This is a genomic window from Mesorhizobium sp. USDA 4775, assembly GCF_054062655.1.
Window position 1 is genome coordinate 119,197 of sequence record NZ_JBSSFM010000002.1, and the last position, 19,901, is coordinate 139,097.

General features: G+C 58.9%; 16 protein-coding genes and 8 pseudogenes. 11 read left to right on the top strand and 13 right to left on the bottom strand.

The genetic code is table 11. The features are described 5' to 3' along the window. Window positions 1-2 precede the first annotated feature (2 nt). Genes ACVILI_RS32370 through ACVILI_RS32395 form a run of 6 tightly spaced genes read right to left on the bottom strand, consistent with a single transcriptional unit; the run spans window position 3 to window position 4,405 of the window. Window positions 3-533 carry a hypothetical protein gene (locus tag ACVILI_RS32370; RefSeq protein WP_038654903.1) on the bottom strand — a complete coding sequence of 177 codons (531 nt, stop codon included), beginning with the start codon at window positions 531-533 and terminating at the stop codon, window positions 3-5. Further along, window positions 509-1,864: a type III secretion system ATPase SctN gene (sctN, locus tag ACVILI_RS32375; RefSeq protein WP_091586575.1), complete on the bottom strand. Its 1,356-nt coding sequence runs from the start codon at window positions 1,862-1,864 to the stop codon at window positions 509-511. Before sctN ends, ACVILI_RS32370 begins: the two co-directional genes overlap by 25 nt. Next, entirely contained in the window at window positions 1,861-2,484 is a 624-nt protein-coding gene (gene sctL / locus ACVILI_RS32380; protein ID WP_038654897.1) for a type III secretion system stator protein SctL, read from the bottom strand. The genes sctN and sctL overlap by 4 nt, the downstream gene beginning before the upstream one ends. Further along, window positions 2,481-3,113 (bottom strand): hypothetical protein, encoded by a 633-nt coding sequence (locus ACVILI_RS32385; RefSeq protein ID WP_038654894.1) that lies wholly within the window; start codon window positions 3,111-3,113, stop codon window positions 2,481-2,483. The genes sctL and ACVILI_RS32385 overlap by 4 nt, the downstream gene beginning before the upstream one ends. Before the next feature lie 5 nt (window positions 3,114-3,118). Beyond that, entirely contained in the window at window positions 3,119-3,976 is an 858-nt protein-coding gene (gene sctJ / locus ACVILI_RS32390; protein ID WP_091586577.1) for a type III secretion system inner membrane ring lipoprotein SctJ, read from the bottom strand. 9 nt (window positions 3,977-3,985) lie between these two features. Then, window positions 3,986-4,405: a nodulation protein NolB gene (locus ACVILI_RS32395; RefSeq protein ID WP_276315567.1), complete on the bottom strand. Its 420-nt coding sequence runs from the start codon at window positions 4,403-4,405 to the stop codon at window positions 3,986-3,988. 250 nt (window positions 4,406-4,655) lie between these two features. Here ACVILI_RS32395 and ACVILI_RS32400 point away from each other — a divergent pair, with 250 nt between their 5' ends. Continuing rightward, window positions 4,656-5,357 carry a nodulation protein NolW gene (locus ACVILI_RS32400; RefSeq protein ID WP_038654888.1) on the top strand — a complete coding sequence of 234 codons (702 nt, stop codon included), beginning with the start codon at window positions 4,656-4,658 and terminating at the stop codon, window positions 5,355-5,357. Window positions 5,358-5,442: 85 nt separating this feature from the next. Here ACVILI_RS32400 and ACVILI_RS32405 read toward each other — a convergent pair whose 3' ends face one another. After that, entirely contained in the window at window positions 5,443-6,276 is an 834-nt protein-coding gene (locus ACVILI_RS32405; RefSeq protein ID WP_457102429.1) for an IS5 family transposase, read from the bottom strand. Window positions 6,277-6,719: 443 nt separating this feature from the next. On the opposite strand from ACVILI_RS32405, the pseudogene ACVILI_RS32410 reads away from it, so the two are divergent. After that, window positions 6,720-8,225, top strand: a pseudogene (locus tag ACVILI_RS32410) (HrpF/NolX family T3SS translocon protein); the annotation flags it as partial. A gap of 265 nt (window positions 8,226-8,490) precedes the next feature. On the opposite strand, the gene istB (ACVILI_RS32415) reads toward ACVILI_RS32410, so the two are convergent. Together istB (ACVILI_RS32415) and istA (ACVILI_RS32420) are read right to left on the bottom strand one after the other, a co-directional pair. Continuing rightward, the gene (gene istB / locus ACVILI_RS32415; protein WP_038654861.1) at window positions 8,491-9,372 is read right to left on the bottom strand and encodes an IS21-like element helper ATPase IstB; all 882 of its coding nucleotides are present in this window, start codon (window positions 9,370-9,372) and stop codon (window positions 8,491-8,493) included. Further along, window positions 9,369-10,631: an IS21 family transposase gene (gene istA / locus ACVILI_RS32420; protein WP_457102814.1), complete on the bottom strand. Its 1,263-nt coding sequence runs from the start codon at window positions 10,629-10,631 to the stop codon at window positions 9,369-9,371. Before istA (ACVILI_RS32420) ends, istB (ACVILI_RS32415) begins: the two co-directional genes overlap by 4 nt. Before the next feature lie 385 nt (window positions 10,632-11,016). Between istA (ACVILI_RS32420) and ACVILI_RS32425 the strand changes: the two are divergent. The 5 genes and pseudogenes from ACVILI_RS32425 to ACVILI_RS32445 all read left to right on the top strand — a co-directional run. After that, a pseudogene (locus ACVILI_RS32425) lies at window positions 11,017-11,217 on the top strand (IS630 family transposase); the annotation flags it as partial. Window positions 11,218-11,562: 345 nt separating this feature from the next. Beyond that, complete coding sequence (gene istA / locus ACVILI_RS32430) at window positions 11,563-13,077, top strand: IS21 family transposase (protein WP_457102398.1); 1,515 nt, start codon at window positions 11,563-11,565, stop codon at window positions 13,075-13,077. Beyond that, window positions 13,074-13,889, top strand: coding sequence for an IS21-like element helper ATPase IstB (gene istB / locus ACVILI_RS32435; RefSeq protein WP_284278837.1), 816 nt, complete (start codon window positions 13,074-13,076; stop codon window positions 13,887-13,889). Before istA (ACVILI_RS32430) ends, istB (ACVILI_RS32435) begins: the two co-directional genes overlap by 4 nt. Before the next feature lie 109 nt (window positions 13,890-13,998). After that, window positions 13,999-14,172, top strand: a pseudogene (locus tag ACVILI_RS32440) (transposase); the annotation flags it as partial. Between the two features lies 1 nt (window position 14,173). Continuing rightward, window positions 14,174-14,368, top strand: a pseudogene (locus tag ACVILI_RS32445) (transposase); the annotation flags it as partial. 45 nt (window positions 14,369-14,413) lie between these two features. On the opposite strand, the pseudogene ACVILI_RS32450 reads toward ACVILI_RS32445, so the two are convergent. Further along, a pseudogene (locus ACVILI_RS32450) lies at window positions 14,414-14,998 on the bottom strand (IS21 family transposase); the annotation flags it as partial. Between the two features lie 144 nt (window positions 14,999-15,142). Further along, window positions 15,143-15,265: pseudogene (locus tag ACVILI_RS32455) on the bottom strand (IS3-like element IS426 family transposase); the annotation flags it as partial. Window position 15,266: 1 nt separating this feature from the next. Between ACVILI_RS32455 and ACVILI_RS32460 the strand changes: the two are divergent. Next, window positions 15,267-15,443, top strand: a pseudogene (locus tag ACVILI_RS32460) (IS630 family transposase); the annotation flags it as partial. Window positions 15,444-15,573: 130 nt separating this feature from the next. Further along, window positions 15,574-16,305 carry an RNA polymerase factor sigma-54 gene (locus ACVILI_RS32465; protein WP_457102766.1) on the top strand — a complete coding sequence of 244 codons (732 nt, stop codon included), beginning with the start codon at window positions 15,574-15,576 and terminating at the stop codon, window positions 16,303-16,305. Here ACVILI_RS32465 and ACVILI_RS32470 read toward each other — a convergent pair. After that, complete coding sequence (locus ACVILI_RS32470) at window positions 16,224-17,492, bottom strand: IS256 family transposase (RefSeq protein WP_457102496.1); 1,269 nt, start codon at window positions 17,490-17,492, stop codon at window positions 16,224-16,226. The genes ACVILI_RS32465 and ACVILI_RS32470 overlap by 82 nt on opposite strands. 123 nt (window positions 17,493-17,615) lie before the next feature. Between ACVILI_RS32470 and ACVILI_RS32475 the strand changes: the two genes are divergently transcribed. Both ACVILI_RS32475 and ACVILI_RS32480 read left to right on the top strand, forming a co-directional pair. After that, window positions 17,616-17,807 (top strand): RNA polymerase factor sigma-54, encoded by a 192-nt coding sequence (locus ACVILI_RS32475; protein WP_084791863.1) that lies wholly within the window; start codon window positions 17,616-17,618, stop codon window positions 17,805-17,807. 41 nt (window positions 17,808-17,848) lie between these two features. Further along, window positions 17,849-18,262 (top strand): RNA polymerase factor sigma-54, encoded by a 414-nt coding sequence (locus ACVILI_RS32480; RefSeq protein WP_457102767.1) that lies wholly within the window; start codon window positions 17,849-17,851, stop codon window positions 18,260-18,262. On the opposite strand, the pseudogene ACVILI_RS32485 reads toward ACVILI_RS32480, so the two are convergent. Continuing rightward, window positions 18,210-19,839: pseudogene (locus tag ACVILI_RS32485) on the bottom strand (IS1634 family transposase). The gene ACVILI_RS32480 and the pseudogene ACVILI_RS32485 sit on opposite strands and share 53 nt — an antisense overlap. Window positions 19,840-19,901 lie beyond the last annotated feature (62 nt).

Below are 19,901 nucleotides of genomic sequence, written 5' to 3' on the forward strand. Positions count from 1 at the left end.
TTCTAATTTGATTGCGCGACCTGGGCAAGCGCACTCCTCCCAAACCGAACTACTCTATCATCCTCGGCCTCGGTCTCGCTCACGGCCTCCGAATGGATCTCAACGTCGCGCCCGACGTCGTCCTCGATTTGCTGCCATTTGCGTGTTGCCGCCGAACATGCGATCCATTCGTCCCTCGTCCTGAACATCGCTATCTCAGCCTGTTCTTGGGCGATTTGCGCATCGCCAAGCATTTGCCGTCGGCACGTTATTTCAGCCGCAAGCAGCTCAATGCGCAGGTGGTGCCGGTCGAGCATACCGTTCGACAAGTTTTCGAGAGTCATCAGCTCCTGGTAGAGATCCGCTTCGGCGGCTGCGCAATCTTGTTGTGTCATTGCAAGGTCTCGAGCGGCATTCTGAGCGGCTAAGACAGCCATGTCGCGCTTGGCTTCCGTTTTGGACATCTTATGAAGGGCGCGACGCTCTTGCATCTCTTTCAAAAGACGTAACCTCGAAGCCTGAACATGATTTAAGCGGTCAGACGCGACATCCATGCGACCGTTTCCTCAAAGGTTGATGTCTCGCCTGCGCTCTGGCGCAGAAACTCTCTCAGTTCGTCTATTGAGTCGACAGCTCGGTCCGTCAGGGGATCGGCGCCTTGTTTGTATTCGCCGACTTTGATCAGGAACTCGGTCTCGGCATACAGCGAGAGGAGTTCACGAAAGATGGATGCCGCCTTGCGATGTGTCGTCGAAATGATCGCATCCATCACGCGGCTGCGACTCTGCAGTACATCGATAGCGGGAAAATGCGATCGCGCCGCAATCGCGCTTGAGAGGACGACATGCCCATCGAGAATGCCGCGCGACTCTTCTGCGATTGGATCCCCTGTGCCATCGCCTTCTACAAGCACAGTATAGAAAGCCGTGATTGAGCCAAGCTCACTCATGCCGGCGCGTTCTAACAGGCCTGGCAGCATGCTGAAAACTGAAGGAGGAAAGCCCCGTCGCGTCGGCGGTTCACCGGCAGCAAGGCCTATTTCACGCATTGCACGACAGAAGCGGGTCAGCGAGTCCAGCATGAGAGCTACGCGTAGCCCCTGTTCGCGAAAATACTCTGCAATCGCTGTCGCCATCGGAGCACATTGCGCCCGCTCGACAGCCGAGCGGTCGGACGTTTCAACAACAACGACGGCACGGCGAAGTCCTTCCGTTCCAAGATGCCTCTCGATGAATTCACGAACTTCACGTCCTCGTTCGCCTATCAGCGCGACTATGACAACGTCAGCGGCTGCACCTTTTACGATCTGTGACAATAGCGTCGACTTACCACCACCAGGCTCGCCGTAAATTCCGATCCGCTGGCCCTCGCCGCACGTCAGGAGACCGTCCAGAACACGTACCCCTAGAGGCAAGGGTCGTTCAATCATCCGCCTTGTCATTGGATTTGGAGCTCGGCCGTGCAGCGGCCGAGTTTCTGTGGTCCTGATTTGGCCTTTGCCGTCCAGTGGACGGCAACGACTGTCAACCACGCGGCCGAGTAAATCGTCTCCAACGGGTACTTCACGCATTCGTCCAGTGGCTACGACTTCGGCACGGCTAGACAGACCAGCCAAGTCACCAATCGGCGTCAGCAATACGCTATCATTCGAGAGGCCGATCACCTCGGCTTCGAGCGACAGTCCGGTTCGCGGATCCTGCAGGAGGCAAAGTTCCCCAATACGAGTGTCAGGCAAGACGGCATGAACAAGTGTGCCGACAGCACGCGTGATTCTGCCCCGGAGGGCGCGGGTCTCGATCCGCTTTGCCCGAGCTCTCAAAGACGAAATCACCGGATCAGCGGGGCAAACCGCGGCATCGTTATTAGGTTGTGACAGCGTGGTCATAGTTCGCCTCTTTCAGATAGCAACCCGAAGCCGAGGCGCAACGCGCGCATCTGGGCATCAAGCCCCAGATCGACATTGCCGTACTCACTCCACAGCACGCACCGTTGCGACGGCAACGTCGGATCCGGTTCGATCCGAACACTTGGTCGACCATCCTGTCCGTCGTATCCTGCAAACTCTTCCGCGAGTATGTCCACTTGACTCGGAGACACATGGAGGCAAACTTGTGCGCCGCTATATTGGCGTTCAATGGCGTGGCGAACAGCCATCACCAAAACTTCCCCCGGATCTAATGCTCCCACAAGATCGCTTAGTATCTCCATCACGAGCTGCGGCAATTCCTGGTTAAGAACGGCCTTTCGTTGCGCGACTTCGGTGACCGCCTGAGAAATCACCGCTGCCATTTCGGCGGCGCCCGCAGTTAAACCCTCGGCATGGCCGCGCGCCAACTCACGCTGATAGGCGGCGCGCGCCCAGCTGCGAACCCGCTGCTGATATCGTTCCGCGGCCGCAAGCGCTTCTGCAGCACTATCCCAGATTTCCAGCTCACTCGCCGGGATCAGCGGCCCCATTGGGCACAGCTGCGGCGCTGTTGGCGCAGGGAAAAGATCAAATGTCATATTAGCGGCTTCTCCGCCTCAAAATAGGCCATCACAAGCGAAAACAACTGGCCGGAGACGTTCCTGTGCTCAGGCTTTGGATTCTCGGCGGCGGTTCCAACCGGCAACCGTAGGAGGACGCGGTTACGCTCCATCACTGAATTGTTATTGAGCCAAGCACCAAGACAGGCATGTCCATCGTGTTCGATTTGGTGCGCGAGCTTTTCCGGATCGGCGATCAATCGGTTTGCAACGGAATGCGCCAAGTGTCGGATACCAAATTTGTGCGCATCAGCGCCGATATAGCCAATAAGAGCGGTGAGATCAGACCGAGAGACAAGCTTAAGCAGCGAACGGGCATGCCATACACTGCCTGCAAGAAAGGCGGCCCGCTGCGGATCATTCCCGCGCAGAAGATCAGGCCCCCAGTCGCTATGCTTTGAAGCCACGTCGAACAGCAATTCTGTCAGCCTTGGTTGCAGCCTGGGGGACTTCTGCAACTGCTCTAACGTAGCGGGCGCCAACGCCGGATCAAGACGCGCAGCAAGACGACTCGGATGGGCCGAAGCTGCAGGCTCGATCCCGCCGAAGGCGGACAATTGGAACGAACGATCAAGTTGGGCAGTCAGTATCGGCATTGGCGTCGACATGTCACTTACGCGCTATCGCTGGCGTTTCTTTGAATGGTGCTGAACACGGAAGGACTCAATCGCCGCTCGACCTTGGAGAATCCGCCCGACGATTGCTTGCGCCGGCGGCTAAGAGCGCTGGCCAACAGAAAGCATGCCACTGCGAACAGAGCTACAGCGATACCGATTACGGTCGCAAGAAACCGCGCTGGAATGAGCCTGGATGTCTCGGCCAAAACAGGCCTCGGCACAGACAGCTGCCCATCTGCGGACCCTTCCACCGCCACCAAAACCACTTCAACCTTGTCGTACGACAACCCTTCGATGCTGTCAGCCACAAGCATCTTTATCTGCGGCAGTAGAATAGAAAGGTTCGCTTTGGCGTCATGCCTGATAAAAACTGAGGCCGATGAGGGCGTGGTACCTGCTCGCAAAAGGTCGTTATGCGGCAGAACAACATGAACACGTACAGAGAACACTCCATCGATGTCGCTGATGGTACGGGACAACTCCTCACTCAGCGCATAGACGTAACGGGCACGCTCCTCGGTTGGCGAGGCTATCAGGCCTGATCCTTGGAAGATCTCGCCAAGGTTCTTGAACGACTGTCGCGGCAGCCCCTTCCCATTTAGAAGGTTAATTGAGAAAGCGATCCGCGCTTCATCAACCTGGAGGGTGCTAGTCCCATCCTTGGCGGCCACCCGGATCGCAGCTACTCCGTTGTCTATCAAAAGAGCCAACATTTCATTCGCTTCGCGTTCCTGCAGCTGCGTGTAGAGATCGACCTTGCAACCACCGAGAGCCAGGAGAACTGCCAGAGCTACAAGGCGAAGCAATCGCCAATGGTAAGTGTCGAGCATGACTTCCGCGGCTAGCTCAATCATGCGCGCGGTTCAGCCTTCCTTTAGAAGTTTATTCAACGAAGACGTAATGCCGCTGACACCTTTAGAGACAAGAGCAACCTGGGTGACACCGTTGTAGAGATCCCGCAGGCCAACAATCATTGCTTCAAAATCACGACCTCCTTGCGAAACGCCAGAGGTTCCGGTTCCCGGGCCTGTTTCGGCTGTAAGCTTCTGCGGCGGCCCTGGTTCCGAACCCTTGGAGAGTCCTACCTGCCAGTCGAGCGGACTAACCGCATTGCCTGCGAACATCGAAGAAATCTTCTCTACCACGCGATCGCCCAGGGAATTTGTCTTCGCAGCTGCGCGTTGCACATCCATCACCGGAGGAGCGAGCACCAGGGGAGCGTCGTTTTTCAGCGCGTCGGCCGCGTGCGCCAAAGCGCGCTCGAACTGGGCCTGGTCGCTCAAGGACGCTGATCCGGCCTTGGGCAGACACTCTGCTAGAGTGGCAGTAATCGGAGTGAAAGGCATCATCATGCAAGAACTCGATTATTTCCTCTTTGGCGATGTGAATCCCGTCGCCCATTAGTCGTTGTCGGGCCAGCATTTAGCCGTGAGAGCTGACGACAAGCTGACCAAGGCGGCATAATGGGCCATCTCATGCTGTGTGACTTTAGCCCCCTTGTGAAACTCTCAAACTGTAGGTTATCATTAGGATATGCCGAGACTGCTCATCAAATTCATCCCCTTGAACCTTTGGAGGCTTCTGTGTGCCGGGTTCTTTCTCTCCACCGGAATCCACGGAACACTAGGTGTCCCCTTATCCTTCCCCCGGACGCCTTACAGGTATACAGTTCTCGATCAGGATCTCGCTGCCGTGCTGCAGCAATTCGGTAACAACCTTAATATCCGAATCAACATTAGCAGCGAGGTGAAGGGACGGATCCGCGGGAGCATGTCGAATTTGCCACCGCTCGAGTTCCTAGACCGTTTGGCCAACTTGTACAGTCTACAATGGTATTATGATGGGCTTGTCCTTTACGTATCGGCCGCAAAAGAATCACAAACCCGCGTGCTTGTGTTGACCTCGATCCGCTTCGATAAGTTGAAGAAGGCCCTTGATAAGCTTGAGATTTCCGATGACCGCTACGTCATGAGACCTGCGCCGGGAGATAGCCTCGTTTTGGTCTCCGGTCCGCCGCGTTTCACCGCACTCGTGGAGCAGACGTTCAACGGCCTCGTTGCTGAGGCGCAGGCGCAGCCGCGCGTTCCTGAAACACAGCCAAGCGAATCGGTCCTGACATTGTTTCGTGGTTCCTCCTCCATGGTCGTTCGCGACGGACTACCGCAAGCCGCTTATTCGTCTGACGTGTTGCAACAGGATGGCGTCGGCGAGAAGCCAGAGCCGCGCCAAAAATGATATTTGCGACCGCAGCCTTGGCAAAAAAACGCCACAGCGGCCGCCCTTGAATGTGAATTCTCTAAGAGTCGGACTCGAAAAGAGGTCAATGATAGCAATATCTTGAGAGACGGCGCGTGATGAGGCGTATGTGGGCGATCATGATCCACGCCTCGGCGGAAGCGACGGATTTCTCGAAGTCCTTCGCCAGCCTTCTGCATCTGCCGAGCCATGCGAAGGTCCGTTCAACGACCCATCTGCGCGGTAGAACCTCGAAGCCCTTTGCCTTGTCGGATCGCTTGATGATTTCCAGTGTCCAGTGCCCGATTTTCCGCAGTCGCCTTTTCAGCTTGTCACCCGCGTAGCCGCCATCGGCAAAGACATGCAGCAGCCAAGGCCATCTTTGGCGGATGGATTTCAAGAGGTCCGGAGCACCGTCCCTGTCCTGAATGTCAGCGGTATGGACCATGAGACCGACCATCAGGCCGAGCGTGTCGACAAGGATGTGACGTTTGCGTCCCTTGATCTTTTTTCCGGCATCATAACCCCGAATGCCGCCGCTTTCGGTGGTTTTCACGCTCTGGCTGTCTATGACGCCTGCCGTCGGGCTGGCCTCTTTGCCTTCCAACTCGCGTGCTTCCATCACGAGATGATGGTTGATCCGGCTCCACAGACCCGTTGCTCTCCATTCGTAGAAATAACGCTGAACGGTTGAACAGGGCGGGAAATCCTTCGGCAGCATACGCCACTGGCAACCCGTCGAGGCGATGTAGAGCAGCGCGTTCAACACCTCTCGCAAATCTGTGGTGCGGGGACGCCCGACACGTCGCGCCGCTGGCAGAAAGGGCTGCACCAGGCTCCATTCACGATCCGTCAGATCGCTTGCATAACGGGTCGCGCGCCGGGCATAGTGCCGACGGGTGATTTCAGTCCAGGCCATCGTGAGCTCCATCGAATCTTTGCAAATCCGACGGAATCACAACCTATTGAAATCACCCACTTCTTTTTGAGGCAGTCTCTTAAGCTCGTCAGTTTCCCGAAAGCTAAACCGCTCATAGTGGAGCCGGAAGTTTGAGCGGTATCTCCGCCGATTGCTGAAATGGCGCCTGGAGCTGGCGCAGAACGATGTAGTTTGAAGCGCAGGCCGAACTATGACCTGCCAAAGCTCGTAGGACGCAAGAGCCCGAGGGGTTCTTGTGAGAAATTCTAAACATCACGTTTGAGGATGTACAAATGCCGGATTTATCGTCCCTTATCGCCAATCGCGCACAGTCTAGACAGCAGTCGCCAATCCTGAATGCTTTTCATCCGCAGCAAAGCGTATCGTGCTTCGAGGCGATACTAAGGAACTGCGCGCACAGGCCCTTCGGACTGGGCCCAGGTCCCGCTCCGAGAATAACGTGGAACGGGGGCTTGCTGACTTCTGCCGAATTGCAGATCGTGGCGGTACTGAACCGTCACAAGGACCAAATGCCCCTCAGTTGGGAGTCGCTGGCCCGCAAGGTCAATGATCCCTCCACTCCACCGGATCTGAGAGAGGCGATCGAGGGACTGCAGCAAGACCAAGAGCTTTTCTATGCCATCGGCTCTCAGGGCGATGGTCGCTGTGGAGGCAAAATCACGGCGAGGGACTTGTCCGAATTTTCCAAGCTTCATCCACCAGTCGCCGCATTTCAGGAAAGCCTGGCGCAAAGCTACGAGCAGAACTACATACCATCCGATAGCACCAAAAACGTTCAGCCTTCGCTCATGACCCGGAGCGATGCCTTGCGCGAGCTTTACCGATATTCCGAAAATTTGCCCAAGGTCATGAGCCTGGCTAGTTTCAAACAGATCGTTGTCGGCGAATCGCGAGCCGGTAAGTGTCCGCCCCAGGTCATTGCAGCAGCTCAATACTTCACCAATCATCCAGATGAATGGATGCAGGTGTGCGGTGGTGCTTCAGGTAAGGTCCATAAAGAGGATTTTCTGCAGGCCGCTTCATCGTCGATGAGTCTCACGCAAGCTGAACTGAATGTCCTAAAGACTATCAGCAGCAATCAGCTAGCTTTTTTCGAGGGCGGCGATCTAACGCGTGAAAAGCTGACAGGCATGTCTGAAGACAAAGGACTCGACAAAAGAGTAACGGAGGCGTCAGTTCAGCTACTTTCCGATCCTCTCCTCTTCAGTCTTCTGAACAATTCGATTACGGGATATAAGTCGCACAATTCATTCTTCGATTTCGGCGGCGGGCATACTGTCGACTCCGGTGACATTAGCAAAGAAGACTTTGTTCACTTCTACGGGAGCATGTCGTATGCGAACGGCGCCGTTCAGCAGCCCAAGACCCATGCGCCGGAAACCGCAGCGGATCAGAAAGCCGTCTCGGACATGATGATGGGCCGGGCGGATCAACCTGATGCCAAGTCACCCAAGAAAAACGGCGGGGCTTTCATCCACGCAGTCGGCGACGTGCTCAAGGTATACTCGACAGTGAATGATTGGGCTGCGACGGCGGTGGGTCTATTGAGCTTCATTCCGGTCGTGGGCCAAGTGGCCGATGCCGTTTCAATGACGCTAGCGTTCGAGGCGCAAGCGGCAAATCTTGTCCGTACAGCGATTACCGGCGGCAACTTGAAGCAGGCGCTGCTGGACGCTGGCATCAATATCGGCGCGCAAGCGCTGAGCCTTGTCGCTGGACCCCAGGTCAAGCTTGCAATTAGTAACGGACTCGTGAAGAAGGCGATGGAGGAGGCTGCCACGGTCGGTATCGATCTGCCGATTTCAATGGCGAAAAGCTACGCAGAAGACTATTTGCAGGGCCTGCAAGCACGTCTTCCGGCCGACCCTGTGCAAGCAGCCAATTTCCCCAGCCAAATGGCCATTCAATTTTCCCAGAATATGATCTGACAACAAATGTGGGAGGCACTCGTGGCTGTGGATGACAAGGGAACGGGGAAGGGCCGGTGAGTTCGCCGCTCCTGGCTAATATACCTTCGCTGTGTTTACCTCTCGGCTTAGGGCTGGCGACAGCGCGATGTCACGGGCGATATGATTATCGTGCGCTGTGCCGATGATGTTTTCGTCGGTTTCGAGGACGAAGCTCGTCATTTCCTCGATGCGGTGTCAATACCGGGTGAAATTTCCCCAAAAGTGCCGAAGTAAAATTCCCCAATTACGCCGTCTCGGACGGCATGGAGAATTGGGTATTTTTCGGCGGCCGACCGCGCGGCCGTGATGGTGGAGCGAATGACGGTGGAGTAATCAGGGCTTTCGAACGGACGTGTTCAGGCATCAATTCGGCATGCTGGCGCAGCCTGTAGCTTGATCCTTCGATCTGAACGACGACGGCATGGTGCAAAAGCCTGTCGAGAAGCGCGGTGGCGACCACGGCGTCTCCAAAAACATCTCCCCACTCTGCAAAGCCGCGGTTGGACGTCAGGATCATTGCCCCTTTCTCGTAGCGGGCGTTGACGAGCTGGAAGAACAGATTGCCGCCGCCGGCGATCACCGGGAGATAACCGATCTCGTCGACGATCAGCAGACTTGGCCTGCAGAAGAAGCGGATGCGTTCTTGCAGCCGTCCCTCCCGCTCGGCCCTGGACAGCACTGCAATGAGATCGGCCAGGGTGCAGAAGTAGACGCTCTTGCCCGCTTTGACAGCTTCGACGCCGAGCGCGATAGCCAGATGGCTTTTGCCAGTTCCTGGCGGCCCGAGGAAATGGGCGGCCTCGTGCCTTTCGACGAAGCCCAGTTGCGCGAGCGTGAAGATCCGATCGCGATCGAGGGAGGGCTGGAAAGAGAAATCGAAGCCGGCGAGCGTTTTAATGGTTGCCAGCCGACCCATCCGCAACGCCGTCTTTATACGGCTGTTCTCCCGTAGGGTCAGCTCTTCGGAAAGGAGAATGTCGATCGCTTCGAGCGCCGACAGCTCGCCATGCTCCAGGCGGCGGACAATATGGTCGAGTGCTTCAAGGGCACGTGGCATCTTCAGGCCGACCAGGTCATGGCGAATGCGGTCGATCATCGACGGCACGGCATCGAGAGCGGCGCTCATGGGCGGTTCTCCTGCGCCATAGCTCTGGCGACGGCGTCGTAGAAGGCGAGCGGCCGTTGTGTGACCCGGTCTCCGGATCCATGAAGAATGATCTCGTCATTGTTGACGTGCGATCGCGATCGCGGCGGTGAGCGAAAGGTTCTGTGTCCTGGTTCGACGCGTCGCTGATGGCGACCTTCCAACACCGGATGCACAGCAATCAGCGCACCGTCTTCGAAGATTCGAACCTCATTGGCCAAGGTGTGAACTTCGACGAGCCGCCTTCTGGTGGCGTCGGGCACGCTGTAGGCGTTTCCACCGACACTCACCATGCCCTCTCGGGATATCCTGCGCTCAAGCCGCAGAACCGATCGGAACGGAGCCAGCGGCAAGGGACGCAGATGAAGGCGCTCTTCCGCGAAGGCCTCGACGACGACGCGCTGCGTTGTGGCGTGCACGCGCGGATTGGCAACGCCATCCAGCCATTGCCGCAGTTGGGTGTTAAGATCATCAAGGTTGCGAAACGAGCGCGCCAGGAAAAAGTCTTCACGAATAAAGCGGAATGGTCGCTCGACCTTTCCCTTCGTCTTGGCGCGATATGGTTTGCAGGCCTTTGGATGAAAGCCGAAATGGCGAGCGAGATCGAGCAGAGCGCGGTTATAAACAATGCCGCCCGTTTCGCCTTCGCCGATGACGGCAGTCTTCATTCGGTCGTAAAGAATCTCGCGCGGAACGCCGCCGATCGCATCGAACGCCGCGGCGTGGCATCGCAGCACCGTCGGCAGATCCTGATGCATGGCAAAGCGCGCCCAGATGAGACGGCTATAGCCCAGCACCATAGAAAACAGCCAGACGATCCTGGGGGTTGCCGGCTCGTCGGTGAAGACCACATGGAATTGGGCGAAATCCACCTGCGCCTGTTCGCCGGGAGCTGTTTCGAACCGAACTTCAAAGCCGGGTTCTGAGGTCGGACGAACGTCTCTGAGAAAGTCCGTGACGGTAGTGTAGCCCCCGGCAAACCCACGATCCTTCAGCTCTCGCAAGAGCCGCCGACCGCTAAGGCCGGGATAGGCAGCAACCCGTTCACGCAAATAAGCGGTGAAGGGATCAATCACCGTCGCCCGCGGCTTCCTTGGTCCATAGGCAGGGGCCTCAAGGCCACGCTCGATGTATTTGCGGATTGTCTTTCGATCGACGCCGGTCTGCCTGGCGATCGCTGACATCGACAGCCCCTGCCGATGCATATCCAAGATCATGACTATCTCCCCGAGTTTGATCACCGCCATTCCCCTCTCGACCATCGAGAGCAGTATCGGTGATGACGCGCCGCCGGTCCTCCGGGGCGCGCCCCGGAAGACCGGCGGCAACGCTAAACTGAGGAAGATTCAAACGGCACTTCTGGGGAGTATTGACCCGGTATCGACAATGCGGTGCGTACGACGCTTGAGGAGTCCATGCTGTCGTTCCATCCGGACAGGGTCCGCCTGATTGAACTGGCCGCCATGGAACAGTTAATCGTAATCGGCTCGGGCTCGGCAAACCGGAAAGTTCGCGCTTGTGCAGTTCCTGTTTTGAGGAAATCCTAGGATTTCCAAAGAAGAGTGTTTGTGATTCAAGATGCTGGCTGGATAGGAGGCCAGCATCTTATGACGCGAGGCCCTTTTAAACGATCTTCGTGAGCGTGTTGTTGAGGCAGTTGGAGCGAGTGAGAACTGCCGTTCGGTGGCATCGGGCTTTGGCGTTGCAGGTTCCTCTGTGGTGAAGTGGTCGCAGCGTTACCGTGCGACCGGCTCGGTGGCGCCGGGCAAGATGGGCGGCCACCGGAAGCGCGTTCTGGAGGCGCATCGGGCCTTCATCGTGGAGCGGAGAGGTGGCTCGGCAAAATTGGACAGGGTGATAAGTGGAATTTCTGCCTGAGATCGGCATGAGTGCCGGAACAGGAGAATGACGAATGATCAGCCGCCCACGCCGGAACCACAGCCCGGCTTTCAAGGCGAAAGTTGCGCTTGCGGCGATCAAGTGCGGCGCGACAATGAAGGTGCGAGCGTTGCGTCAATCAAGATGAGAATGCTGGCGGGTTGGATCGCAGGGAGGGCGTAGCCCGACTGGAGTTTCAACCCGCCAGCGCCGCTGCCTTTTTGGGGGCGTTTGTCTGGTGATCGCGGTCGACCGGGTATGCCGGTGGTTTTTCCGATTTGGAGGAATCACTTTGTGCCCGGCCGCCACGTAACCGATCACCAGATGAGGCTCTACATGAAGTTCCGTCAGACCAATTCGACAGCCGTCGCGGCGGCAAAGGCGTCGATCAGCACGGCCACGGCCTATCGCATCGAGAAGGATTCGAGGCTGCCCTCGCAGAAGAAGGCGCCGCGGGAACGACGCCGTGCCGACCCGCTTGCCGATATTTTTCAGACCGAGGTCGTGCCGATGCTGCAAGCCGCGCCCGGCATTCGCGCGATAGCTATCTTCGAGGAGATGCTGCGCCGCCACCCCGATCTGGGCAACGGCGTTCGCCGCACGCTGGAGCGGCGCGTCCGCTCCTGGCGCGCCGTCCACGGCGTGGAGCAGGAGGTCATCTTCCGACAGGTGCATGAGGCCGGCCGCCTCGGCCTGTCGGATTTCACCGACATGGGTAAAGCCGGCATCACGATCGCCGGCCAGCCGCTCGACCACCGGCTCTATCATTTCCGGCTCGCCTATTCCGGCTTCGAGCACGCTCATGTCGTGCTCGGCGGCGAGAGCTTCGTCGCCCTGGCGGAAGGCCTGCAGAACGCGCTGTGGTCGCTCGGCGGGGCTCCCCGCGAGCATCGCAGCGACAGCCTCTCGCCGGCATTCCGCAACCTGGACAAGGACGCCCGGGCGGACCTGACGCGCCGCTACGACGAACTGTGCGGCCACTACGGCATGACCCCTTCCCGCAACAATCGCGGCATCGCGCATGAGAACGGCTCCATCGAAGGCCCGCACGGCCATCTCAAGCGGGCGATCGACGACGCGGCTCTGATGAGAGGATCGAGCGATTTCGGCGATCTGGTCTGCTACCGCCGCTTCGTCGACGAGATCGTCAGCCGCATGAACGCCCGCAATTCCAAGCGCATCGACATCGAGCGCGCCGAGCTCCAGGAACTGCCCGTCCGGCGCACATCCGACTACGAGGAGGTCACCGTGCGCGTCACCTCATCGGGCGGCTTCACGCTGCGCAAGGTGTTCTACACCGTGCCCTCGCGCCTGATCGGCCACCGGCTCAGGGTGCGCCTTTTCGACGATCGACTGGACATCTTCATCGGCGGCACCCTTCTCGTGACGCTGCCGCGCGGACGTGCCTCTCCATCGGGCAAACACGATCAGGTCGTCAATTACCGGCATGTCATCCATTCGCTGCGTCGCAAGCCGATGGCGCTGTTGAACCTGGTCTATCGCGACCAGCTCTTTCCGCGCGAGGCGTATCGGCACACCTTCGACATGCTCATGGAGCGGCTGCCGGAGCGGCAGGCCTGCCGCATCATGGTGGATCTTCTCGCCATGGCTCACGAGCGCGCCTGCGAGAGCGAACTGGCCGACCAACTGGATGCCGCGCTGCAGGCGCGCCGATTGCCCGACATGGCCGCCTTGCGGGAACGCTTCGCCCCCGATCCCTCCCGGCTGCCGAATGTCGTCGTGCGCCTTGCGCCGCTCAATGCCTATGAAGCCCTGCTCGGCGCCAGCCTGACGGGAGACGCGGCATGAAGACCAACACCACTGTCGATACCGCCAAGCTCAGCCTGCTCCTCAACGAACTGCGCTTGCCGGCCATCAAGCTCATGTGGCCGCAATTCGCCGAACAGGCCGACAAGGAAGGCTGGCCCGCCGCCCGCTTTCTCGCCGCGATCACCGAGCATGAACTGGCCGAACGCGACCGCCGCCGCATCGAACGCCACCTCGCCGAGGCCCGCCTCCTGCCGGGCAAGACCCTCGACACCTTCGCGTTCGAGGCCGTGCCGATGATCTCCAAGGCCCAGGTGATGGCGATCACCGCCGGCGACAGCTGGCTGGAGAAGGGGGCGAACCTGCTTCTGTTCGGCCCGCCCGGCGGCGGCAAAAGCCATCTCGCTTCAGCCATCGGCCTTGCGCTCATCGAGAATGGCTGGCGGGTGCTCTTCACCAGAACAACCGACCTCGTCCAGAAGCTTCAGACGGCACGGCGAGACCTGGCGCTCGAGAGCGCTCTGGCCAAGCTCGACAAGTTCCATCTCCTGATCCTCGATGATCTCGCCTACGTCACCAAGGACCAGGCCGAGACCAGCGTGCTGTTCGAGCTCATCAGCGCCCGCTACGAGCGGCGCTCAATGCTCATCACCGCCAACCAGCCGTTCGGCGAATGGGGCAAGGTCTTCCCCGACCCCGCCATGACGCTCGCCGCGGTCGACCGCCTCGTCCATCACGCCACCATCTTCGAGATGAATGTCGAGAGCTACAGGCGCCGCGAGGCCATGGAGCGAAAGCGTGGCCCGGGACGCCCCGCGTCCTATGCCACACCCGCCAACAGCGTCGCTGATTGACGCGCCGCGACAATCAAACCGACAAACCCTCTTGCGCGCGGCAATCAATGCCGCGATCATCACCTCCGCCGCGACACCAGATTCTCATCCAGATTGTCGCGCGCTTCTCATCAGAATTGTCGCGCCACAGATCAAGGGAGAAAAGACGCTGGCCGAGCTGGCGCAGCAATATGATGTGCATGCGAACCAGATCACGGATTGGCGAAAGCAGCTTCTGGAAGGGGCCTCGAACGTGTTTGGCGCGGAGAAATCGGAGCCGACGGTGGACATAAAGGCCCTCCATGGCGTTGAACCCGAAACTTCGACGGGCTGTCAGGGCCAGGGGCCATTTCCGCAGCGACGACGCGGCGACCAAGCTGCTCTATCTGATCTTGAACCGATCCGAGAAAGAGTGGAAAATGCCGCCACGTGAGTGGACCATGGCCAAGGCCCAATTCGCCGTCATCTTCGGCGAGCGCTTCATCCGGGCAATGGCTGCAATGTTCAACAGCCCGCCCGCACACGGAATTCCTGACAGTCCCCGCGCCTCCCAACTTCCACAGCGCATCTTGCAGATGCTCGGACAGAGCGGTGAAGCTCTCTCTACCCAGTACGACCGCCGAATCCTCCCAGCCGCTGCTGGCGAGGCGAAAATGAAAGAGGCGATGGTCGAAGCGCTGGCTGGCGATGGTGACACGCAAATCGTCAGCGACGGTGAAATCCAAGAGGCCTAGCCGGCCGATCTCGTGATGCTGTGGGAAGAAGATCTCCGTCTCGCCCCCATTCAGGGCCCGCCACCGGGCAATCCGGCGCTCGAGGGTCCGCCTGACGCCATCGGGGACGGCGGCCTACCCGAACTCGTCCTGCACAGTCTCGAAAATGGTGACGGAGAGGATGCCTGCGATCTTCAGCAGTTCCTCCACGCGTGGCCATATCTGTTCGAGGGGGTCAGGCCGGGTACGCCAGTGCCGCTCGCGCTTCTTCTGGGATGGCAGCTGCGGATTCTTGTCGATCCGGCGTGCACTACGTTCGCTGATACCGGCCTTGGCCGCCGCAACGGCCTGGGTGTGGTGACGACGCTGAGACATGTAACGATGTACCTGTTGATCGGTGATGTGGAGGCCAGGCATCGGTACCTATCGCTGCTATGTTCGATAGGTGTTCCGATACCACCACTCCACTCGCCCCGATCAGAGCCCCCTCGCAGCGGCTTTGACGCGCCCACCGGCCATCATAGTCGCCGCTGAACCGGCCACCGTAGTTGTCGCCGCGCAATCGTCCGCTTTTAGATACGGCCCACGCGGTTTGGACTTGCCTTTAAGACGTTCGAGGAGATTGGAACGCGATACGCCCAGGACATCTGCCACCGTCTTCATCGGGAACCGTCCTTCGGCAACCTACAGTCCCGACTTCAACCCGATCGAGAACGCCTTCGCCAAGCTCAAGGCGTTGTTGCGAGCAAAGGCCGAGAGAACCATCAAGGCTCTGTGGGACGCCGTCGGTCCGCTTCTCGACCTCTTCACGCCAGCCGAATGCGCCAACTACTTTAAGGCCGCAGGATATGAACCGCATTAAACAGGACGTGCTCTAGATCATGTCGCCCAAAACTGTGCGGCAGTATTGGTGCAAAACCTGTACAAAGCATGACTCTAAGGCGCTTCGCATGAAGGGGCCTCCCCCTAAGCCATCGCAAGGATTTCGAGCTATGCAAACCACGGCAACGCTGATCCAGCACCAGAAGCAATCTATGGTCCTATCACGTAAAATCATCGAATCGATTGGCTTGCTGCGATTGAGTCTTACCGAATTGCAGCAGTTCGTGGATCAGGCAGTCGCAGAGAACCCGGTATTGGATCGCGCGCCAACTGATGGCGAGGCTTCTGGTGATGACTGGTCAATTTCGGGGGGCGATCCGCGAACCGGCTCACGCGGAAAGGACGTCGCCGACTCGCCTGCACGGTTCGGCCGCGGGATCAACACGACGAACAAACCGGCGGGTGATCGCCCTGACCTCGACAAGGCTAACAGCTACACTGAAACGTTGCGCGACCATGTCGCTCGGCAAATTGCTGGCACTGCATTCACACCGCGGGAGCGGCTGATAGCTCTTGGGCTTGCCGCGCCTCTGGAAGAAACTGAGTATCTTCATGTAGACTTTTTGGAGCTGGCCGGCCGCCTGAACGTACAGGAGGCTGATGTGGAACGTGTTCTCGGAACCATGCAGCAGTTCGATCCATCGGGAATTTTTGCGCGAACCCTCAGCGAATGCCTCGCGATACAGTTGCGGAACCTGGAACGGTTCGACCCTGCGATGGAAGTACTGGAGCTATGCTGGAATTTGGGTGACGAGGCTGATCAAGCGGCGCTCTGCGGCTTCAATTCGATGACCTCGATTCCATCTTGGAATCTGGCACCTGCGATGAGTTTCGGCAACTGATTTTGTCCTTTCAATCGTCGCCATGTCCTGGCGGCGGCCATGACCAGTTTGAAGACCATCAGCCTTGCGGTCTTCGATGATAGGGAGCCTTTCGTGCGCACCGTGCGATGGCGAACGGTGGCAAAAACGCTCTCGATGGGATTCGATGTCCGCAGATGATCCCAATGTTCGGCGGGGAAATCGTAGAACGCCAGCAAGGCATTCTGATCTTTGGTCAGGCAGTCGACCGCCTTGCCGTATTTCGCATCATATTTCTCGACAAAGACGGCAATCGCCGTCTCGGCTGAGGCTCGGTTCGGGGCGGAAAAGATTTCGCGCAGATCTGTCTTCATGCCGGCCTGCATTGAGTTCGGCACCTTGTTGAGCACGTTGGCTGTCTTGTGCACCCAGCACCGCTGGTGCTTGGTGCCGGGAAGGACCTCATCGAGCGCGCTCCAGAAGCCAAGCGCGCCGTCGCCGACGGCAAGATCGGGCGCGATTTGCAGGCCACGACGCTTCACGTCGACCAGCAGCTCGCGCCAGCTCTGCGCACTCTCACGAATCCCTGTCTGGAAGCCGACGAGTTCTTTTTTGCCCTCAGGCGTGGCGCCGATCAGCACCAGCATGCATTCGGCATGGTCTTCCATGCGCGCCTGGAGATAGACCCCGTCCGCCCACACATAGACATAATGGCGCGCCGAAAGATCGCGCTTTTGCCAACGCTCGTATTCGGTGGTCCACTCTGCCGTCAGCCGCGTGATCACCGAGGGTGAGAGGTTCGCTGCCTCCTTGCCGAGCAGGGCTGCCAGAGCTTCCTGAAAGTCGCCCGTCGAAACGCCGCGCAGGTAAAGAACGGGAAGCAGCGCGTCCAGACTTCGCGTCCGACGCGCCCATTTGGGTAGGATCGATGAGGAAAACCGGACCCGGTCCGCTTCGCCGGTCGCGCCGCGGTCCCGGACCTTCACCCGGCTGACGGGCACCGGCCCGATCCCCGTCTGGATGCTCCGCTCCGGGCCGCGACCGTGCCGGACCAGCCGCTCACGTCCGTCCGGCAGCTTCAGATCCCGCATCTCGGCAAGAAACGCTTCGGCCTCCATCTCGATCGCCTGCGCCAGCAATTTGCGCGCGCCGGTGCGGAGCACATCCGTCAGGGGATCATCGATCTCGTCGGGCTGACGAAGGCGAACAATGTTGATAGTCTCGTTCATGGCGTATCGCTCTCCTTGAGAGGTTCTGGCAGGCTTCAATCACCCGCCTCGATACGCCGCCCTTCTCAAACCGTCATCACCCATTTTCCGCCATAGCTCGAAGTACTGCTCGCCAACCCTGAGATGCTTGCGGCTCGCGATTTTAAAGGCTTAAAGCAGCATTGCAGCGTCGATGAAGACGAGGTTCGCGAGATGTGGCAAGAAATCCGGGCGCTAGATTCCAAGCCTGGAAATCGATTCCACGCAGGGCCTGATCCTCTCCAACCGACGTCCGAGTCATCCGCAAGCCCGGGGTGGGTGGGAGATCGAACTTAGTCCAGAGTCACTCCCCAAGGTGCTGATCAACCGAACCTATTGTGCCGAAATCTCACGCTTTTTCCTCCCCGACGTTGCAAGCTGAGGCATTTATAAATGAAAGCCTTTCCAAAGCGAGCTGGCTCATCCGCAATCTCGATCGTCGAGCCGATTCGATCCTTAAGGTTGCAACTGAAATCGTCCGCCATCAGGAGGCCTTTTTCGAACACGGCGTCTTCCACCTGCGGCCTCTCGATCTCAAGACTATCGCTAACGCCATCGGCGTGCACGAGTCGACTGTAAGCCGGGTGACCTCGAACAAGTACATGCAACCCGACTTAAACACCGCCTGTGAGAATATGTCATTAAGTCAGCATGTTAGGCGCGCGCCGGCGCGTGTTACCACTACATTTTGGGGGGATCTCAGGCGAGTTGTTCGTCGAGGTTGTGTGGCAGAGCGATGCCAGCTGCCTTGAAGACGTTGCCCACTTGGCCGGTGACGTGAGTTCTGGTTGTGACGATGCGACCATCCTTTTCGATGGTGGCTTCCTGGAGGCGATCGAGATCGCGTAGGAGCGGCTGCCATTCGGGCGTCAGGCCTTTGGCCCGGCAGAGGCGGCGCAGTTCCTTGCTGAGCACGAGCGCCAGGAAACGAGCAGAACACATGCCCGCGGATGGCGGCATCGGATTGGTGGAAGATCGGCCGGGTATTGAAGGTTGCCTTGGCGGCGCGGAACAGGCTCTCGACCTCGAGCAAATCGCGATACCGCAGCACGGCCTGGAGCGGGGTCACCTTCGCGTTGGTCCGCACCACGGTGATACCGTCGTAGCGGGCTTCCTCGGCAAGCTTGCCGACATCGATCTTGAAGTTCTTGCCGCCGGCCTTGAGGTAACGCCGGTAGGCCGAGTTGCCGACCAGTGCCTTGTCGCCCTTCTTGAGCTGTGCCTCGAGGCCGGCGATGATCGCCTGGCGGTCGGCCTTGTCCTTCTCGGCCTCGGCGTCATTGCGGCTGACGATGTAGCGGTCTTTACCGAACTTGACCTCTTTGACCCACAACTGAGTTTCACCGCGCTGGCGCTCGAGAACGAGCGGAACCATCGGCGCCGTGTCATTGAGCACGACGTTGTGGATCACGCTGCTCGAGCGTTCGCGGGCCCCCAGAATGTATTCCATGCCCAGCTTTTCGAGCGCGGCGATGGTATCGGCGCTGATCATGCCGCGATCGGCGACAACGCAGGCGCGTGTGACGCCGAAGCGCGTTCGCAGCCGATCGACCACCGGCAACAGGACGGTCACGTCAGCGGTGTTGCCAGGCACCATCTCGGTGCAGATCGGCCGGCCCTCGCCATCAACGACCAGCGCCAGGATCATTTGCGCCAGATCGGGGCGGAAGTCCTTGGAATGCCCGCGCTTGCCCAGCGTCTCGCCGCCCGCGCCGTAGAAGGATAACGAGGTTGTGTCCATGAACACAAGGCTGAGGTCGGTGAACAGGTCCTGCCGGCGCGCGAAGAGCTTTTCCTCGATCACGTCTTTCACGCAGCGCGCCACCAGCGCGCCTTGCGCCTTTTCGCCGCGTTCCTCGCCCAGCCACGCCATGGCCCGGTAAAAGTGATGGAGCGCCAGACCCTCGGCGCCCTCGATACCATAATCGGCCATCCAGTTCGCGCAGTCGCGGTCCGAGCCCGACACGAACAGCCGATGCAACGTGCCAATGAACACCGCCCGTTCCACCGCAAAGCCGAACTGGCGCCCTTCCAGCACCTCTTCCAGCACATCGCCAATCCCGAGCCGCTGCCACAGCCGCCCGAACAACAGCGGACCGCCAATGCGGCGAGAGGCAATCCGCCCCGCGTCAATGTCGGACAGGATGAGGCTGCGTTCGCCATGGCGCGCAATCGAGGCCGCCAATCTGTCAAGTTCGCCGCTGGCAACCAGCGCATCCTTGCGGCCCAGTGCCTTTATCGTGCGCTGGCGAACGGTTTTGCCGTCGCGGACACTTTCCACGAGGTAGAGATAGCGATGGCCGCGCGCGACTCTCTCAACGACAAACATGCCAGCGTTGTTAGTAAATAAATGCCGTCAAATCCAGACAAAACAGAGCAAACAGCACAAAT

Excerpts from the sequence above, each read along its gene's own strand:
- ACVILI_RS32475 (WP_084791863.1), top strand. The coding sequence starts at position 17,616 with ATGCTTGCGGCTCGCGATTTTAAAGGCTTAAAGCAGCATTGCAGCGTC.
- ACVILI_RS32400 (WP_038654888.1), top strand. The coding sequence starts at position 4,656 with ATGCCGAGACTGCTCATCAAATTCATCCCCTTGAACCTTTGGAGGCTT.
- istB (WP_038654861.1), bottom strand. The coding sequence starts at position 9,372 with ATGAGCGCCGCTCTCGATGCCGTGCCGTCGATGATCGACCGCATTCGC.
- istB (WP_284278837.1), top strand. The coding sequence starts at position 13,074 with ATGAAGACCAACACCACTGTCGATACCGCCAAGCTCAGCCTGCTCCTC.
- ACVILI_RS32385 (WP_038654894.1), bottom strand. The coding sequence starts at position 3,113 with ATGTCGACGCCAATGCCGATACTGACTGCCCAACTTGATCGTTCGTTC.
- sctL (WP_038654897.1), bottom strand. The coding sequence starts at position 2,484 with ATGACATTTGATCTTTTCCCTGCGCCAACAGCGCCGCAGCTGTGCCCA.
- sctJ (WP_091586577.1), bottom strand. The coding sequence starts at position 3,976 with ATGATTGAGCTAGCCGCGGAAGTCATGCTCGACACTTACCATTGGCGA.
- ACVILI_RS32470 (WP_457102496.1), bottom strand. The coding sequence starts at position 17,492 with ATGAACGAGACTATCAACATTGTTCGCCTTCGTCAGCCCGACGAGATC.
- sctN (WP_091586575.1), bottom strand. The coding sequence starts at position 1,864 with ATGACCACGCTGTCACAACCTAATAACGATGCCGCGGTTTGCCCCGCT.
- ACVILI_RS32405 (WP_457102429.1), bottom strand. The coding sequence starts at position 6,276 with ATGGCCTGGACTGAAATCACCCGTCGGCACTATGCCCGGCGCGCGACC.
- ACVILI_RS32465 (WP_457102766.1), top strand. The coding sequence starts at position 15,574 with ATGCAAACCACGGCAACGCTGATCCAGCACCAGAAGCAATCTATGGTC.
- ACVILI_RS32370 (WP_038654903.1), bottom strand. The coding sequence starts at position 533 with ATGGATGTCGCGTCTGACCGCTTAAATCATGTTCAGGCTTCGAGGTTA.